Here is a 15,893-nt window from a genome sequence, read left to right on the forward strand (position 1 = left end):
AACAACAATGGCAAAGATCGTCGATATCAAAGGTCGTGAAGTTCTCGACTCCCGTGGCAACCCGACAGTCGAAGCAGACGTCATTCTCGACAACGGTATCGTCGGCAGCGCCTGCGCGCCGTCGGGTGCCTCCACCGGTTCGCGCGAAGCGCTGGAACTGCGTGATGGCGATAAGAGCCGTTACATGGGCAAAGGCGTACTCAAAGCAGTCGCCAACATCAATGGCCCGATCCGCTCCCTGCTGCTGGGCAAAGACCCGGTAGACCAGAAAGCCCTGGACCTGGCGATGATCGCCCTGGACGCCACTGAAAACAAAGCCAGCCTGGGTGCCAACGCCATCCTCGCGGTGTCCCTGGCCGCTGCCAAAGCCGCTGCCCAGGACCAGGACCTGCCGCTGTACGCGCACATTGCCAACCTCAACGGCACCCCGGGTGTGTACTCCATGCCGGTACCGATGATGAACATCATCAACGGTGGCGAGCACGCCGATAACAACGTCGATATCCAAGAGTTCATGGTTCAGCCGGTTGGTGCCAAGACTTTCGCCGACGGCCTGCGCATGGGCACCGAGATTTTCCATCACCTTAAAGCCGTTCTTAAGGCTCGCGGCCTGAGCACCTCGGTGGGTGACGAAGGTGGTTTCGCGCCGAACCTGGCATCCAACGAAGACGCCCTGGCGGCCATCGCCGAAGCCGTAGCCAACGCTGGCTACAAACTGGGCACTGACGTGACCCTGGCTCTGGACTGCGCATCCAGCGAATTCTTCGAAGCCGGCAAGTACGACCTGGCTGGCGAAGGCAAAGTGTTCGATGCTGCCGGTTTCGCTGACTACCTGGCTGGCCTGACCGAGCGTTATCCGATCATCTCCATCGAAGACGGCATGGACGAGTCGGACTGGGACGGCTGGAAAGTGCTGACCGACAAGATCGGCAGCAAGGTTCAGCTGGTTGGCGACGACCTGTTTGTAACCAACACCAAGATCCTCAAGGAAGGCATCGACAAGTCGATCGCCAACTCGATCCTGATCAAGTTCAACCAGATCGGCACCCTGACCGAAACCCTGGAAGCCATCCAGATGGCCAAGGCCGCCGGTTACACCGCGGTGATCTCGCACCGTTCGGGCGAAACCGAAGACAGCACCATCGCCGACCTGGCTGTGGGCACTGCCGCCGGTCAGATCAAAACCGGTTCGCTGTGCCGTTCCGACCGCGTGTCCAAGTACAACCAACTGCTGCGTATCGAAGAGCAGTTGGGTGCAAAAGCACCGTACCGTGGTCGTGCCGAGTTCCGCGGTTAAGTCGCGGATGGTAAAAAGGGCAGCGAAAGCTGCCCTTTTCATTGAGATTGTAAAAATTGCGTAGCCCTTACTGGTTATTCGTTGCCTTGATTCTTGTGCTGGCAGGCCTGCAGTACCGCCTTTGGGTGGGCGAGGGCAGCTTTGCGCAGGTCACCGACTTGCAGCGGCAGATTGCCGAGCAGAAGGGCGAAAACGAAAACCTGCTGGAACGTAACCGTATCCTCGAAGCCGAAGTGATGGAGCTGAAGAAGGGTATGGAAACCGTTGAAGAGCGTGCCCGTCATGAACTGGGCATGGTCAAAGACGGCGAAACCCTCTATCAGTTGAACGAATGACCACTCCTGTTCTGCCTGCCTTCTGGGCCTTGATCCCAGCCGCAGGCGTCGGCGCCCGAATGCTCGCCGACCGGCCCAAGCAGTACCTGCAACTGGCCGGTAAAACCATTCTCGAACATACCCTCGACTGCTTCCTCGACCACCCGCAATTGCGTGGGCTGGTGGTCTGCCTGTCTGTCGATGACGCCTACTGGCCGACGCTGGCTTATGCCCGCAACCAACGCATCGAGCGCGCCGATGGCGGTGCCGAGCGCGCCGATTCGGTACTCAATGGCTTGATCCGCTTGGCTGAGCTTGGTGCCGGTGAAGACGACTGGGTGCTGGTGCATGACGCCGCCCGGCCCAATCTGTCGCGCTACGACCTCGATCTGTTGTTGGCCGAACTGGCCAATGACCAAGTCGGTGGTTTGTTAGCGGTGCCGGCGCGCGACACCTTGAAACGTGCGGGGCCCGACGGGCGTGTGGTGGAAACCGTGGACCGTTCGGTGATCTGGCAGGCGTATACGCCGCAAATGTTTCGCCTGGGGCACTTGCACCGGGTGCTGGCAGATGCGTTGGTGTCGGGTGTGCCAATCACCGATGAAGCCTCGGCCATCGAATGGGCTGGGCAGTCGCCACGGTTGATTGAGGGGCGGGCGGATAATCTGAAGGTTACCCGGCCGGAAGACCTCGAATGGCTGCGCCTGCGGTGGGCGCACAAAAGCTGATTCGAGCTCTCTGTAGGAGCGGCTTCAGCCGCGATGTTTTTGATATCAAGAGCATCGCGGCTGAAGCCGCTCCTACGAGTGCAGTGTTCGTTCAGCCCAAGTGCGCCAACCCCGCCTTCAAGTGATCCACCAACTGCCGCACCTTCGGCGACAAATGCCGCTGCTGTGGATAAAGCGCCCACACCGCCGTGTTCGGAGCCTGATGCTTCTCCAGCAAGCTCACCAACGCGCCACTATTCAAATGCTCCTGCACGTAATAGTCCGGCAACTGACACAACCCTAGCCCTTGCAGCGCCGCATCGAGCACCGCCTGCCCGCTATTGCAGCGCCAGTTGCCGTGCACCCGTTGCGACAACTCGCGGCCGTCTTGCTGAAAATCCCAATGGTCGCTGCTGCCGATAAGGCAGTTGTGCTGGCTCAGTTCCGACAAGCTGTGTGGCTGCCCGTAGCGCTGCATATAGCCTGGTGCCGCACACACATACATGCGCCTTGGTGCCAGGCGCGTGGCCACCAGTCGTGAATCCTGCAAACGCCCCAGGCGAATCGCCAGGTCGATGCCGTCCTGCACCAGATCGAGGGTACGGTTGCTCAGTTCGATATCCACTTTCAGCAGCGGATGGCGGCTCATGAACTGCGTAACCAGCGGCACGATAAACCGTTCGCCATAGGCCACCGCGCAGGTCATACGCAGCAGCCCCTTGGGCTCGCTGCCCAGATCGCCGACGGCGCGCAACGCTTCTTCACGGCCATCCTGCAGGCGCTGGCAATGCTGCAGAAACGTTTGCCCCGCTTCGGTCAGCGCCACGCGCCGCGTGCTGCGGTAGAACAAACGGGTTTGCAGGTTTTCCTCCAGCCGGGCGATCTGCCGGCTGACCTGGGACGACGACAACCCCAAGCGCTGCGCCGCTGCCGTGAACTGGCCGCACTCGGCCACCGCTACAAATTCATCCAGCCCATCCCAACTGCTCATGCGCGCTCCTTCAGCCAGTTGGCGATTATCCCTCAATAGCAATAATGTTTTGCTATTTGCCGGATTATTTCCGTAAAGCACCTTGGACTACACTCTGCGCCACTGTTTTAACCCGCTGGAGAGCGACCATGATCAAGTCCCGTGCTGCCGTAGCCTTTGCCCCGAACGAACCGCTGCAGATCGTCGAAGTCGATGTTGAGGCACCCAAAGCTGGCGAAGTGCTGGTGCGTATCGTCGCCACCGGCGTTTGCCACACCGACGCCTACACCCTGTCCGGTGCGGACTCCGAAGGCGTGTTCCCGTCGATTCTCGGCCATGAAGGTGGCGGCATCGTCGAAGCCGTGGGCGAGGGCGTGACCTCGGTAAAGATCGGCGATCACGTGATCCCGCTGTACACCGCTGAATGCCGTGAGTGCAAATTCTGCAAATCTGGCAAGACCAACCTGTGCAGCTCGGTACGCGCCACCCAGGGCAAGGGCCTGATGCCCGATGGCACCAGCCGTTTCTCCTACCAGGGTCAGCCGATTTACCACTACATGGGTTGCTCGACCTTCTCCGAATACACCGTGCTGCCAGAAGTTTCCCTGGCCGTGATTCCGAAAGAAGCGCCGCTGGAAAAGGTCTGCCTGCTGGGTTGTGGCGTTACCACCGGCATCGGTGCAGTGCTGAACACCGCGAAAGTGGAAGAGGGTGCCACCGTGGCCATCTTCGGTCTGGGCGGTATCGGTCTGGCGGCGATCATCGGTGCAAAAATGGCCAAGGCCTCGCGCATCATCGCCATCGATATCAACCCGGCCAAGTTCGACGTGGCCCGTGAGCTGGGTGCCACCGACTTCGTTAACCCCAAGGACTACGACAAGCCGATTCAGGACGTGATCATCGAGCTCACCGACGGCGGCGTGGACTACAGCTTCGAATGCGTCGGCAACGTGCAACTGATGCGCGCCGCGCTGGAATGCGCCCACAAAGGTTGGGGCGAGTCGGTGATCATCGGTGTGGCTGGTGCCGGCCAGGAAATAAGCACCCGTCCGTTTCAGTTGGTGACTGGTCGCGTCTGGCGCGGTTCGGCGTTCGGTGGCGTCAAAGGCCGCACCGAGCTGCCGAGCTATGTGGAAAAAGCGCAGAAAGGCGAAATCCCGTTGGACACCTTTATCACCCACACCATGGGTCTGGAGCAGATCAACGACGCCTTCGACCTGATGCATGAAGGCAAGAGCATTCGCACCGTTATCCACTACTGATCCCAGGGCGGGCTACCCCATGACCCTTGAAATCGTCTCCAGCAACAAGAGCTTCGGCGGCTGGCATAAACGCTATCGCCACCGCTCCAGCTCCTTGAACTGCGACATGGTGTTCGCCGTTTACCTGCCGCCGCAGGCCGAGCAGGGCGTCAAGTTGCCGGTGCTGTACTGGCTCAGCGGCCTGACCTGTAGCGACGAGAACTTTATGCAGAAGGCCGGCGCTCAGCGCATGGCCGCTGAACTAGGGTTGATCATCGTCGCGCCGGACACCAGTCCGCGCGGCGAGGGCGTGCCCGACGATGCAGCGGGTGCCTACGACTTCGGTCTGGGCGCCGGCTTCTACGTCAACGCTACCCAGGAACCCTGGGCGCGGCACTACCGCATGTACGACTACGTGGTGCAGGAATTGCCGACGCTGATCGAAGCCAACTTCCCGGTATCGGACAAGCGCGGCATCAGCGGCCACTCGATGGGCGGCCACGGTGCGTTGATCTGTGCGCTGAAAAATCCGGGTCGTTATCAGTCGGTGTCAGCCTTTGCGCCGATCAGCAACCCGCTGAACTGTCCATGGGGCGAGAAAGCCCTGGGTAACTACCTGGGGGCCGACCGTTCGCGCTGGCGCGAATGGGATGCCAGCGTGCTGCTTGCCGAGGCCACGGAAAAGCTGCCGCTGCTGGTGGATCAGGGTGATCGGGATGACTTCCTTGAAGGCCAGCTGAAACCGCAGGCACTGGAAGCAGCGGCCAAGGCGGCTGGGCATCCGCTGACCTTGCGGATGCAGCCGGGGTATGACCATAGCTATTACTTTATCGCCAGCTTTATAGATGACCACTTGCGGCATCATGCCGAGGCGTTGAAGGGGTAGGCCCCCAGGATCACCGTCGCTCCAATCGAGGCTGAAGCCTCTCCTACAGGTGACCGAGTTGCTTGCAGGAGAGGTTTCAGCCTCGATGCTTTTGATCTGCAGATTCATGTGCCAGCGGCGCTAACGGGGTCCTTCGGTTAAACTCCCGGCTTTTCCCAGGATCCGGCTTATGCGTATCGGCCACGGCTACGATGTTCACCGCTTTTGCGACGGCACCTTTATTACCCTGGGTGGCGTGCAGATTCCCCACAAGTTCGGCCTGCTTGCTCACTCCGATGGCGACGTGCTGTTGCATGCCTTGAGCGATGCCTTGCTCGGCGCTGCGGCCCTGGGCGATATCGGTAAGCACTTTCCCGACACCGACCCGAACTTCAAGGGTGCCGACAGCCGCGTGCTGCTGCGTCATGTGGTCAGCCTGATCAAGGCCAAGGGCTGGCAGGTCGGCAATGTCGACGCCACTATCGTCGCCCAGGCACCGAAGATGGCACCGCATATCGAGACCATGCGCGCCGCCATCGCTGCCGACCTGGAGGTCGGGCTGGATCAGGTCAACGTCAAAGCCACCACCGAAGAAAAACTCGGTTTCACCGGTCGTGAAGAAGGCATTGCCGTCCACGCCGTCGCCCTGTTGGTAGCCCAATGAACGAATTCGAATTGCTCGGCCCGCTGGCTTTTGGTGACGTCGCCGGCCGTGCAGTGCTGAAAGCCAGCGCAGAAGATTTCCAGGTCGATGAAGTGCTGGATATCCCCCTGGCCGGTGAAGGCGAGCACCTCTGGTTGTGGGTGGAAAAACGCGGCCTGAATACCGAAGACGCCGCTCGCCGTCTGGCCAAGGCCGCCGGCGTGCCGTTGAAGATGATCAGCTATGCCGGCCTCAAGGACCGCCAGGCCCTGACCCGCCAGTGGTTCAGCCTGCACCTGCCGGGCAAGGCCGATCCGGATTTCTCTGCTGCGCAGAGCGACAGCTTGATCATCGTCAAAACCGCCCGGCACAAACGCAAGCTGCAACGCGGGGCACACTCGGCCAATGGTTTTACCCTGCGTCTGACTCAGTTGCAGGGCGACAGGGCGGTGCTCGATGCACGCCTGGAGCAGATCAAGGCCGCTGGCGTGCCCAACTATTTCGGCACCCAGCGTTTCGCCTACCAGGGCGGCAACGTGGTGCAGGCGCGGGATTTCGCCAGTCGCCAGGAACTACCCGATGCGCGTAATGTGCGCTCGCGCCTGCTGTCGGCGGCACGCAGTTATCTGTTCAATCAGGTGCTGGCAGCACGGGTGGCGGACGGCAGTTGGCAGCGCGCACAGGTTGGCGATTTGCTGGCGTTCACCGATAGCCGCAGTTTTTTCCCAGCCGGGGAAGCCGAATGCAGCGATCCGCGTCTGGCGATTCTCGATCTGCATCCTACCGGTCCGTTGTGGGGCGAGGGCCCCTCGCCGGCTGCCGGCGCGGCCCATGAAATCGAGCAATCGGTCGCCGAAAAAGAGCCGGCATTGCGCGACTGGCTGGTCGCAGCGGGCATGGCTCACGAACGGCGTATCCTGCGCCTCCCCATCAGCGGTTTGACGTGGCATTATCCCGAGCCTGACATTCTGCAACTGGAATTCGTCCTGCCGGCTGGATGCTTCGCCACCGCTGTGGTGCGTGAAATCGTCGAGCTGTTGCCGGTAGGGCAGACGGACAACTCATGCGCATTCTGATTTCAAACGACGATGGGGTGACTGCACCCGGCCTCGCCGCGCTGTATGGCGCGCTGGCGGATTACGCCGACTGTGTGGTCATCGCCCCCGACCAGGACAAAAGCGGCGCAGGCAGTTCGCTGACCCTGGATCGTCCGCTGCACCCGACGACCCTCAGCAATGGTTTTATCAGCGTCAATGGCACCCCCACCGACTGCGTGCATCTGGGCCTCAACGGCCTGCTGCCGGAGTTGCCGGACATGGTAGTGTCGGGCATCAACCTGGGCGCCAACCTCGGCGATGACGTGCTGTACTCCGGCACCGTGGCCGCCGCCCTTGAGGGGCGCTTTATCGGCGCGCCGGCATTTGCCTTCTCGCTCACCTCGCGCCAGGTGGATAACCTGCCGACCGCCGCCCATATCGCACGCCGTCTGGTTGAGGCACATGCACGCCTGAACCTGCCGCCGCGTACCGTGCTCAATGTGAATATTCCCAACCTGCCACTCGATCAGATTCGCGGCATTCAGTTGACCCGTCTGGGCCACCGCTCGCGTGCGGCGGCACCGGTCAAAGTGGTCAACCCGCGCGGCAAGGAAGGCTATTGGATTTCGGTGGTGGGCGAAGCCGAAGACGGCGGCCCGGGGACTGATTTTCATGCGGTCATGCAAGGCTATGTGTCGATCACTCCGCTGCAACTGGATCGCACCTTCCATGCCGGCTTACCGAGTCTCGAGCCTTGGTTGGAGGGCCTCCTCTGATGGCGCGCGGGCAAGACGATCTGCAACACCGCGGCATAGGCATGACCTCGCAGCGCACCCGTGAGCGGCTGATTCAACGGCTGTACGAAGAAGGCCTGTCCAACGCCAGTGTGCTGGAAGTGATTCGCCGTACGCCCCGTCACCTGTTTGTCGATGAAGCCTTCGCGCACCGTGCCTATGAAGACACGGCGCTGCCCATCGGCCACAACCAGACCATTTCCCAGCCCTATATGGTTGGGCGCATGACCGAGCTGCTGCTGGCCGCCGGGCCATTGGACAAGGTGCTGGAAATCGGTACCGGCTCGGGCTACCAGACCGCCGTGCTGGCCCAATTGGTTGAGCGCGTGTTCTCGGTGGAGCGTATCCAGGCTCTGCAAGAGCGAGCGAAAGAACGATTGCTGGCACTCAATCTGCGTAACGTGGTCTTTCGTTGGGGCGACGGCTGGGAAGGCTGGCCGGCACTGGCCAGCTACAACGGCATTATCGTTACGGCGGCAGCTGCCGAAGTGCCCCAGGCCTTGCTGGATCAACTGGCACCTGGCGGGCGTCTGGTGATTCCGGTGGGTGCCGGCGATGTACAGCAACTGATGCTGATCATCCGCGAAGAAAATGGCTTCTCCCGGCATGTGCTCGATGCGGTGCGCTTTGTGCCGCTGCTTAACGGGCCTGTGGCCTGAGCCGCTTGGCCGGTAGGCTGGCGGCCCAACTTAGGGTTGGTTTCGGCGTTAGTGGTTTTCTTTTGTCACCGGATAGGGAGAGGCGGGTGAGTCTCACAGCCATTCAGCAGTGGATTTGCATCGCAGGCACCAAGCGTCTGGTGAGTGGCCTGGTCTTTGGTGTGTTACTGGCCGGTTGCAGCAGCACCCCGCCTGGCGGTGTAAAGGTGGTGGACCGTACCACTGGCGGTAGCACCACCAGCAGCGCCGCTGCCCCGCAGCGTCCTGCCACCACCACCGGCCAATACCGCGTACAGCGCAGCGACACCCTGTATTCCATCGCCTTCCGGTTTGGCTGGGATTGGCGCGCCCTTGCCGCCAGTAACAATATCCCGGCGCCTTACACCATCAAGGTTGGCCAGGTGATCCGCTTCGACGGTGGTCGTCCGCCTACCCTGGTCAAGACACCGTCAAGCACCGCTAATAACGGTAGTAAACCGCCGCTGGTGGTGGTGCCGACCAACACCGTGCCGGTCATCGCCCGACCGGCGCAACCCCCGGTTGCCACTACCCCGGCGACCACTCCGGTACAGTCGGTGAGTCGATCCGCTACAGGTTGGGCATGGCCGACCGGCGGCGCTTTGATCGGTAAATTCTCCTCAAACGGTAGTTTGAATAAAGGCATTGATATAGCCGGGGAATTGGGCCAGCCTGTTCTTGCCGCGTCGGATGGTTCTGTTGTGTACGCCGGAAGTGGATTACGGGGCTACGGCGAATTAGTGATCATCAAACACAGCGATACCTACGTAAGCGCTTACGGTCATAACCGCAAGTTGTTGGTACGGGAGGGGCAGCAAGTCAAGGTTGGGCAGACAATTGCCGAGATGGGTTCCACCGGCACCGATCAGGTGAAACTCCACTTTGAGATTCGCCGTCAGGGTAAACCTGTGGATCCGCTGCAATTTTTGCCCGCGCGTTGATCGGTTGTCAGCCCGCTCCAGCCACGTAGGCCGGACGGGCTCGGGGATTGCCAGGGAAATGGGCGATGCCGGGGCTTATGTCGAACTCAGCAAGGGATAAGAACAATGGCACTCAACAAAGAAGCGCCGGAGTTTGACTTGGATGATGACGTGCTGCTTATGGAGCCCGGCATCGTTCTGGAAGACGTGCTCAATGATGAGTCGGAAGTTCCGGCCAAACGCACGAAAGCCAAGCACTCCACTGCGGTCAAGCAACATAAGTACATCGACTACACCCGGGCGCTAGACGCCACTCAGCTATACCTCAACGAAATCGGTTTCTCCCCTCTCCTTACTCCTGAAGAAGAAGTTCATTTTGCGCGGCTGGCGCAGAAGGGCGACCCTGCGGGCCGTAAGCGCATGATCGAGAGCAACCTGCGACTGGTGGTGAAAATTGCCAGGCGCTACGTCAACCGCGGGCTGTCGCTGCTGGACCTGATTGAAGAGGGCAACCTGGGGCTGATCCGCGCTGTTGAGAAATTCGATCCGGAACGCGGTTTCCGGTTTTCCACGTACGCTACCTGGTGGATCCGGCAAACCATTGAGCGCGCGATCATGAACCAGACGCGCACCATTCGTTTACCTATTCATGTGGTCAAGGAACTCAACGTCTACCTGCGCGCCGCGCGGGAGCTGACGCAGAAACTCGATCACGAACCCTCGGCCGAGGAAATCGCCAATCTGCTGGAAAAACCCGTCGGTGAGGTCAAGCGCATGCTTGGTCTTAATGAGCGGGTGTCCTCGGTAGACGTTTCCCTGGGTCCGGATTCCGACAAAACCCTACTCGATACCCTGACCGATGACCGCCCGACCGATCCCTGCGAACTGCTGCAGGATGACGATCTGTCGCAGAGCATCGATCAATGGCTGTCGGAGCTTACCGATAAGCAACGTGAAGTGGTGGTGCGGCGCTTTGGCCTGCGCGGCCATGAGAGCTGCACCCTCGAAGAGGTGGGCCAGGAAATTGGCCTGACTCGTGAGCGGGTACGGCAGATCCAGGTTGAAGCGCTGAAACGCCTGCGGGAAATTCTGGAGAAAAACGGCCTGTCCAGTGACGCGCTGTTCCAGTGACCCAGCTGTTAATGCGCTAAAGACAAACCCGGCTTAGGCCGGGTTTTTTGTGGGGGGCTTCTTACTAAATTGGGATATGTAAGAGATTGCTTACAAAGGTTGTAAGCGATACGAGGAATGATTAGGCGGCGGAAGGCCATTTTTTTGCCTTCTTATTTTGTAACTAATTGAAATTAAACGAATAATTACTTTGCAGTAGATAGGGGTGGCTATTTTTTAGTCGATTTCGCGAGTTGAACGCCCCTTGGATATCGCTAATATCTCACCTGTGCTTACGGACTAGCACGGGCTGACAGGGACTTTGGCCAGGAACATCGAAGGAAGCGATTCATCAGGACGATGAGCGGGAAATAGAGGGAATAGGGACGAAAGAGTGGGCGGGTCAAACCGCCCCTTTTTTTTGCCTGCCGAAAGGCGGGCACAAACAAAAGGCCCGCTTGCGGGCCTTTTGTCTATTCACGGTTTTTCACGTCTGTGGGCCGGAGGACCTCTATGGGTACCTTCTCTGGCCGCCGAAACGCGGGGCTTAACGCTCCAGCAATTCCAGCTTGTTCTTCTTGCCATCCCACTCTTCAGCGTCGGGCAGAGCGTCTTTGCGCTCGGTGATGTTCGGCCAGACTTCTGCAAGGTCGGTGTTCAAGGCAATGAACTCCTGCATGTCTTCTGGCACTTCATCTTCGGAGAAGATGGCTTGGGCCGGGCATTCTGGCTCGCACAGGGCGCAGTCAATGCACTCGTCCGGATGGATCACCAAAAAGTTCGGGCCTTCGTAGAAGCAGTCCACCGGACAGACTTCTACGCAGTCGGTGTACTTGCACTTGATGCAGTTGTCGGTGACGACGAAGGTCATTTCTCATTCTCTCCTCAGGCGGCTGGGGAGCCCGGTTCAGTAATTGGGCTCCTCGGCTCGGGAAACGATAGCGCCGATCCAGGCTAATAGATCGGAGCTTTCCCAAAGCGCGCGGGATTCTAACAGCTTGTGTGGCCAGGCGTTAGATGCGTGCTTTCAATGTATATAACAGTTCCAGCGCCCGGCGCGGAGTTAGATCATCGGGATTGATTCGAGCCAATTCCTCAATCACCGGGTGCGGGGCGCTGGCAAACAGGTCGCTTTGCATCGGCACCGATGGTTTGCCGGGCTCGCTACGCGGCTGTTCATGGGCCCATTCATGGGGTAGTGCGGTGGTTTCCAGGCGAGCCAGATGCTCCTTGGCACGCACGATCACGTCGCCTGGCACACCGGCCAACTGCGCCACTGCCAAGCCATAACTCTGGCTCGCCGGGCCCGGCAGAACGTGGTGCAAAAACACGATGCGTTCGTTGTGCTCGGTAGCGTTGAGGTGCACGTTGGCGACGATCGGTTCACTTTCCGGCAATACCGTCAGCTCGAAATAGTGCGTCGCGAAGAGCGTATACGCGCGCAAACGGGCCAAATGCTCGGCCGCCGCCCAGGCCAGCGAAAGACCATCGAAGGTGCTGGTGCCGCGCCCCACTTCGTCCATCAGCACCAGGCTGCGTTCGGTGGCGTTGTGCAGAATATTGGCGGTTTCGCTCATCTCCACCATAAAGGTGGAGCGCCCGCCGGCCAGGTCATCACTGGAACCGATGCGGGTAAAGATGCGGTCCACCAGCGACAGCTCGCAGCTGGCCGCCGGCACGAAGCTGCCGATATGGGCCAGCAGCACGATCAGCGCGGTCTGACGCATATAGGTGGACTTACCACCCATGTTCGGGCCAGTGATGATCAGCATCCGCGTGCTGTCGTCCAGGCTCAGGTCGTTGGCTACGAACGGCGTGGTCAGCACCTGCTCCACCACCGGGTGGCGACCCTGGTTGATGCGCATGCACGGCTCGTCGACAAAGCGCGGGCGATTGAGGTCGAGGGTCAGCGCGCGCTCGGCGAGGTTGCTCAACACATCGAGTTCAGCCAACGCGGCGGCGCTGTCCTGCAGCGGGCCGAGGTGGCCGATCAGGCGCTCCAGCAGCTCGTCATAGAGCATCTTCTCCCGCGCCAGGGCGCGGCTTTTCGCTGACAGGGCCTTGTCTTCGAACTCTTTCAGCTCCGGGGTAATAAAACGCTCGGCGCCTTTGAGCGTCTGGCGGCGAATGTAATCGGCCGGTGCCGACTCTGCCTGCTTGCTCGGCAGCTCGATAAAGTAACCGTGGATACGGTTGTAGCCGACCTTGAGGTTGGCCAGGCCGGTGCGGGCTTTCTCGCGGGTTTCCAGATCCATCAGGTATTGGCCGGCGTTTTCGCTGAGCGATTGCAGCTCGTCCAGCTCGGCGTCGTAACCGGTCTTCAGCACGCCGCCGTCGCGGATTACCGCCGGCGGGTTGTCGATAATGGCGCGGGCCAGTAGCTCGGCCAGTTCCGGGTAGGTGCTGACGGTGCCGGCCAGGTTTTGCAGGTGCGGACTGTCCAGATTGGCCATGGCCATCTGCAGGTCTGGCAGGGCGGCGAGGGCATCACGCAGGCGCGCCAGATCGCGGGGGCGGGCGTTACGCAGGCCGATACGGGCGAGGATGCGCTCCAGATCGCCGATTTCCTTGAGCTGCGGTTGCAGGTTCTCGAAGCGGTAACGCTCCAGCAGGCAGGCAATCGACTCCTGGCGCGCATCCAGCACCGCGCGTTGACGCAGCGGGCGGTTCAGCCAACGGGTCAGCAAGCGGCTGCCCATAGCGGTCTGGCAACGGTCGACCACCGATTGCAGAGTGTTGTCGCGGCCACCAGCGAGGTTGGTGTCCAGTTCCAGGTTGCGGCGGCTGGCACCGTCGAGGATCACCGTATCGTCAATACGCTCATGACGCAGGCTGCGCAGATGGGGCAGGGCGGTGCGCTGGGTTTCCTTGGCATAGCCGAGCAGGCAACCGGCGGCACCGATGGCCAGGGTCAGGGTTTCGCAGCCGAAGCCTTTCAGGTCCTGGGTGGCGAACTGTTGGCAAAGGCTTTTATGCGCCGAATCGCGCTCGAAATCCCACGGCGCACGACGACGTGAGCCACGGCGTTTTTCTGCCGGCAGGCCCTGGGGCCAATCATCGGGGATCAGCAACTCAACCGGGTTCAGGCGCTCCAGCTCGGCCAGCAGGTTCTCCCAGCCAGCGATTTCCAGCACGCTGAAGCGGCCGCTGGTGATATCCAGCACCGCCAGGCCGAACAGGCGCTCATCACCGAGTACGGCGGCCAACAGATTGTCGCGGCGCTCATCGAGCAGCGCTTCATCGCTCACCGTACCCGGGGTGATGATGCGCACCACCTGGCGTTCCACCGGGCCTTTGCTGGTGGCTGGATCGCCGATCTGTTCGCAGATCACCACCGACTCGCCGAGCTTTACCAGCTTGGCCAGATAACCCTCGGCCGCGTGGTAAGGAATGCCGCACATGGGAATGGCCATACCGGCGGACTGACCGCGCGCGGTCAGGGTAATGTCCAGCAGCTTGGCGGCCTTCTTCGCGTCTTCGTAGAAAATCTCGTAGAAGTCGCCCATGCGGTAAAACATCAACTGGTCGGGGTGCTGATTTTTCAGCCGCCAGTACTGCTGCATCATCGGTGTGTGTGCGGAGAGATCGCTCATTCCCAAGCCTTGCGCGCAAAAGGCGCTAGTGTACGGTATCCCCGTCATCCTCTTTAAGCCCGGAGTTAGCCTTGGATGTGATTACTCAACTGGCCTTGCAGCTGGGTCAGGATCTACACGCGCTGGCGGCACAGGTGAGCACCGCCGAGTCCTGCACCGGCGGCGGCATTGCCGAAGCCATTACCCGCATTGCCGGTAGCTCGGCCTGGTTCGAAGCTGGTTACGTCACCTATTCCAATGCGCAGAAAACCCGCCAGCTGGATGTGCCGCCCACCTTGTTCGCCTCGGTGGGCGCGGTCAGCCGTGAGGTGGTGGAAGCCATGGCCAGAGGGGCGCAGGAGAAAAGTGCGGCGCGCTTTTCCGTTGCGGTCAGCGGCGTTGCCGGCCCCGACGGCGGTACAGCGCTAAAGCCCGTAGGCACGGTCTGGCTGGCTTGGGCGGACGGCGATCAGCTATTCACCTGCAAGCGCCTGTTTGCTGGGGATCGCGAGGCGGTGCGGCGACAAACGGTGGAAGCCGCGCTGGCGGGGCTGATCCGACTAGCTGCAGGAGAAATTCCAGATCAGGGGTAGGCGCTCGACTTGCGCTGTGGAATAATACTGTCTACTTATACAGTTGTTAGCGGCCGCTAGGCCCTCTTGATCACGTGAGGATTCAATGGACGAGAATAAGAAGCGCGCCTTGGCTGCAGCCCTGGGTCAAATCGAAAAGCAATTCGGCAAAGGCGCAGTCATGCGCATGGGCGACCATGAGCGCCAAGCCATTCCTTCGATCTCCACTGGCTCGTTGGGTCTGGACATCGCCCTCGGCATCGGCGGCCTGCCGCGCGGCCGTATCGTGGAAATCTACGGTCCGGAGTCTTCGGGTAAAACCACTCTTACCCTGTCGGTGATCGCTGAAGCTCAACGCATGGGTGCCACCTGCGCCTTCGTCGATGCCGAACACGCCCTCGACCCGGACTACGCGGGCAAACTGGGCGTCAACGTCGACGACCTGTTGGTTTCCCAGCCTGACACCGGCGAACAAGCGCTGGAAATCACCGACATGCTGGTGCGCTCCAACGCCATCGACGTGATCATCGTCGACTCCGTGGCGGCCCTGGTGCCGAAAGCGGAAATCGAAGGTGAAATGGGCGACATGCACGTCGGCCTGCAAGCCCGTCTGATGTCCCAGGCCCTGCGTAAAATCACCGGCAACATCAAGAACGCCAACTGCCTGGTGATCTTCATCAACCAGATCCGCATGAAGATCGGCGTGATGTTCGGCAGCCCGGAAACCACCACCGGTGGTAACGCCCTGAAGTTCTACGCCTCGGTACGTCTGGACATCCGCCGCACCGGCGCGGTGAAAGAAGGCGACGAAGTGGTGGGCAGCGAAACCCGCGTGAAAGTGGTGAAGAACAAAGTGGCACCGCCATTCCGTCAGGCTGAATTCCAGATTCTGTACGGCAAGGGCATTTACCGTAACGGTGAAATCATCGACCTGGGCGTACAACTCGGTCTGCTGGAGAAATCCGGTGCCTGGTACAGCTACCTGGGCAGCAAGATCGGCCAGGGTAAAGCCAACTCGGCCAAGTACCTGGAAGACAACCCGGAAATCGCCAAAACCATCGAGAAGCAGATTCGCGATCAGCTGTTGATGGCCGGTAAGGACGCTGCCGCTGCAGCTGCCGCCGCTGCGGTAAACAACACCGAAGACGACCTGGCTGACGCGGACGCCTGAGTC

Annotated in this window: 16 protein-coding genes; 13 read left to right on the forward strand and 3 right to left on the reverse strand. The window is 60.6% G+C overall.

All coding sequences use genetic code 11. From position 1 onward, the window contains the following. The first annotated feature begins 7 nt into the window (after positions 1-7). The 3 genes from eno to ispD are packed head-to-tail and all read left to right on the forward strand — an operon-like array spanning position 8 to position 2,339. Positions 8-1,297, forward strand: a complete 1,290-nt coding sequence (gene eno, locus ACVW0Y_RS16955; protein ID WP_457439735.1) for a phosphopyruvate hydratase — start codon at positions 8-10, stop codon at positions 1,295-1,297. Positions 1,298-1,353: 56 nt separating this feature from the next. Continuing rightward, positions 1,354-1,632, forward strand: coding sequence for a cell division protein FtsB (gene ftsB / locus ACVW0Y_RS16960; protein ID WP_457439736.1), 279 nt, complete (start codon positions 1,354-1,356; stop codon positions 1,630-1,632). Then, positions 1,629-2,339 (forward strand): 2-C-methyl-D-erythritol 4-phosphate cytidylyltransferase, encoded by a 711-nt coding sequence (gene ispD, locus ACVW0Y_RS16965; protein WP_457439738.1) that lies wholly within the window; start codon positions 1,629-1,631, stop codon positions 2,337-2,339. The genes ftsB and ispD overlap by 4 nt, the downstream gene beginning before the upstream one ends. Before the next feature lie 91 nt (positions 2,340-2,430). Here the strand turns inward: ispD and ACVW0Y_RS16970 are convergent, their stop codons facing one another. Then, complete coding sequence (locus ACVW0Y_RS16970; RefSeq protein ID WP_457439739.1) at positions 2,431-3,309, reverse strand: LysR substrate-binding domain-containing protein; 879 nt, start codon at positions 3,307-3,309, stop codon at positions 2,431-2,433. Positions 3,310-3,437: 128 nt separating this feature from the next. On the opposite strand from ACVW0Y_RS16970, the gene ACVW0Y_RS16975 reads away from it, so the two are divergent. The 8 genes from ACVW0Y_RS16975 (at position 3,438) to rpoS (ending at position 10,596) form a co-directional block, all read left to right on the forward strand. Further along, positions 3,438-4,550, forward strand: coding sequence for an S-(hydroxymethyl)glutathione dehydrogenase/class III alcohol dehydrogenase (locus ACVW0Y_RS16975; protein ID WP_457439740.1), 1,113 nt, complete (start codon positions 3,438-3,440; stop codon positions 4,548-4,550). A gap of 19 nt (positions 4,551-4,569) precedes the next feature. Beyond that, positions 4,570-5,415, forward strand: coding sequence for an S-formylglutathione hydrolase (gene fghA, locus ACVW0Y_RS16980; protein WP_457439741.1), 846 nt, complete (start codon positions 4,570-4,572; stop codon positions 5,413-5,415). Positions 5,416-5,584: 169 nt separating this feature from the next. Then, positions 5,585-6,058: a 2-C-methyl-D-erythritol 2,4-cyclodiphosphate synthase gene (gene ispF, locus ACVW0Y_RS16985; RefSeq protein ID WP_457439743.1), complete on the forward strand. Its 474-nt coding sequence runs from the start codon at positions 5,585-5,587 to the stop codon at positions 6,056-6,058. Continuing rightward, positions 6,055-7,113 carry a tRNA pseudouridine(13) synthase TruD gene (truD, locus tag ACVW0Y_RS16990; protein ID WP_457439745.1) on the forward strand — a complete coding sequence of 353 codons (1,059 nt, stop codon included), beginning with the start codon at positions 6,055-6,057 and terminating at the stop codon, positions 7,111-7,113. The genes ispF and truD overlap by 4 nt, the downstream gene beginning before the upstream one ends. After that, positions 7,101-7,850 carry a 5'/3'-nucleotidase SurE gene (surE, locus tag ACVW0Y_RS16995; RefSeq protein WP_457439746.1) on the forward strand — a complete coding sequence of 250 codons (750 nt, stop codon included), beginning with the start codon at positions 7,101-7,103 and terminating at the stop codon, positions 7,848-7,850. The genes truD and surE overlap by 13 nt, the downstream gene beginning before the upstream one ends. Positions 7,851-7,891: 41 nt before the next feature. Then, positions 7,892-8,527 carry a protein-L-isoaspartate(D-aspartate) O-methyltransferase gene (locus ACVW0Y_RS17000; RefSeq protein WP_457439786.1) on the forward strand — a complete coding sequence of 212 codons (636 nt, stop codon included), beginning with the start codon at positions 7,892-7,894 and terminating at the stop codon, positions 8,525-8,527. 86 nt (positions 8,528-8,613) lie between these two features. Next, positions 8,614-9,486, forward strand: coding sequence for a peptidoglycan DD-metalloendopeptidase family protein (locus ACVW0Y_RS17005; RefSeq protein WP_457439748.1), 873 nt, complete (start codon positions 8,614-8,616; stop codon positions 9,484-9,486). A gap of 105 nt (positions 9,487-9,591) precedes the next feature. Next, complete coding sequence (gene rpoS / locus ACVW0Y_RS17010) at positions 9,592-10,596, forward strand: RNA polymerase sigma factor RpoS (RefSeq protein WP_457439749.1); 1,005 nt, start codon at positions 9,592-9,594, stop codon at positions 10,594-10,596. Positions 10,597-11,122: 526 nt separating this feature from the next. Here the strand turns inward: rpoS and fdxA are convergent. Next, the gene (gene fdxA, locus ACVW0Y_RS17015; RefSeq protein ID WP_108095913.1) at positions 11,123-11,446 is read right to left on the reverse strand and encodes a ferredoxin FdxA; all 324 of its coding nucleotides are present in this window, start codon (positions 11,444-11,446) and stop codon (positions 11,123-11,125) included. Between the two features lie 142 nt (positions 11,447-11,588). Then, on the reverse strand, positions 11,589-14,168 hold the full coding sequence (mutS, locus tag ACVW0Y_RS17020; protein WP_457439751.1) for a DNA mismatch repair protein MutS: 2,580 nt from the start codon (positions 14,166-14,168) through the stop codon (positions 11,589-11,591). 71 nt (positions 14,169-14,239) lie between these two features. Between mutS and ACVW0Y_RS17025 the strand changes: the two genes are divergently transcribed. Then, positions 14,240-14,740: a CinA family protein gene (locus ACVW0Y_RS17025; RefSeq protein WP_457439752.1), complete on the forward strand. Its 501-nt coding sequence runs from the start codon at positions 14,240-14,242 to the stop codon at positions 14,738-14,740. 85 nt (positions 14,741-14,825) lie between these two features. Further along, positions 14,826-15,890, forward strand: coding sequence for a recombinase RecA (gene recA, locus ACVW0Y_RS17030; RefSeq protein WP_457439754.1), 1,065 nt, complete (start codon positions 14,826-14,828; stop codon positions 15,888-15,890). The last annotated feature ends 3 nt before the right edge of the window (positions 15,891-15,893 follow it).

It is taken from the genome of Pseudomonas sp. TE3786 (assembly GCF_054057335.1).

What these genes read in the sequence shown, in the direction of transcription:
- eno (WP_457439735.1), top strand. Translation starts at nt 8, where the DNA reads ATGGCAAAGATCGTCGATATCAAAGGTCGTGAAGTTCTCGACTCCCGT.
- ispD (WP_457439738.1), top strand. Translation starts at nt 1,629, where the DNA reads ATGACCACTCCTGTTCTGCCTGCCTTCTGGGCCTTGATCCCAGCCGCA.
- ACVW0Y_RS16970 (WP_457439739.1), bottom strand. Translation starts at nt 3,309, where the DNA reads ATGAGCAGTTGGGATGGGCTGGATGAATTTGTAGCGGTGGCCGAGTGC.
- ACVW0Y_RS16975 (WP_457439740.1), top strand. Translation starts at nt 3,438, where the DNA reads ATGATCAAGTCCCGTGCTGCCGTAGCCTTTGCCCCGAACGAACCGCTG.
- fghA (WP_457439741.1), top strand. Translation starts at nt 4,570, where the DNA reads ATGACCCTTGAAATCGTCTCCAGCAACAAGAGCTTCGGCGGCTGGCAT.
- ispF (WP_457439743.1), top strand. Translation starts at nt 5,585, where the DNA reads ATGCGTATCGGCCACGGCTACGATGTTCACCGCTTTTGCGACGGCACC.
- truD (WP_457439745.1), top strand. Translation starts at nt 6,055, where the DNA reads ATGAACGAATTCGAATTGCTCGGCCCGCTGGCTTTTGGTGACGTCGCC.
- surE (WP_457439746.1), top strand. Translation starts at nt 7,101, where the DNA reads ATGCGCATTCTGATTTCAAACGACGATGGGGTGACTGCACCCGGCCTC.
- ACVW0Y_RS17000 (WP_457439786.1), top strand. Translation starts at nt 7,892, where the DNA reads ATGACCTCGCAGCGCACCCGTGAGCGGCTGATTCAACGGCTGTACGAA.
- rpoS (WP_457439749.1), top strand. Translation starts at nt 9,592, where the DNA reads ATGGCACTCAACAAAGAAGCGCCGGAGTTTGACTTGGATGATGACGTG.
- fdxA (WP_108095913.1), bottom strand. Translation starts at nt 11,446, where the DNA reads ATGACCTTCGTCGTCACCGACAACTGCATCAAGTGCAAGTACACCGAC.
- mutS (WP_457439751.1), bottom strand. Translation starts at nt 14,168, where the DNA reads ATGAGCGATCTCTCCGCACACACACCGATGATGCAGCAGTACTGGCGG.
- recA (WP_457439754.1), top strand. Translation starts at nt 14,826, where the DNA reads ATGGACGAGAATAAGAAGCGCGCCTTGGCTGCAGCCCTGGGTCAAATC.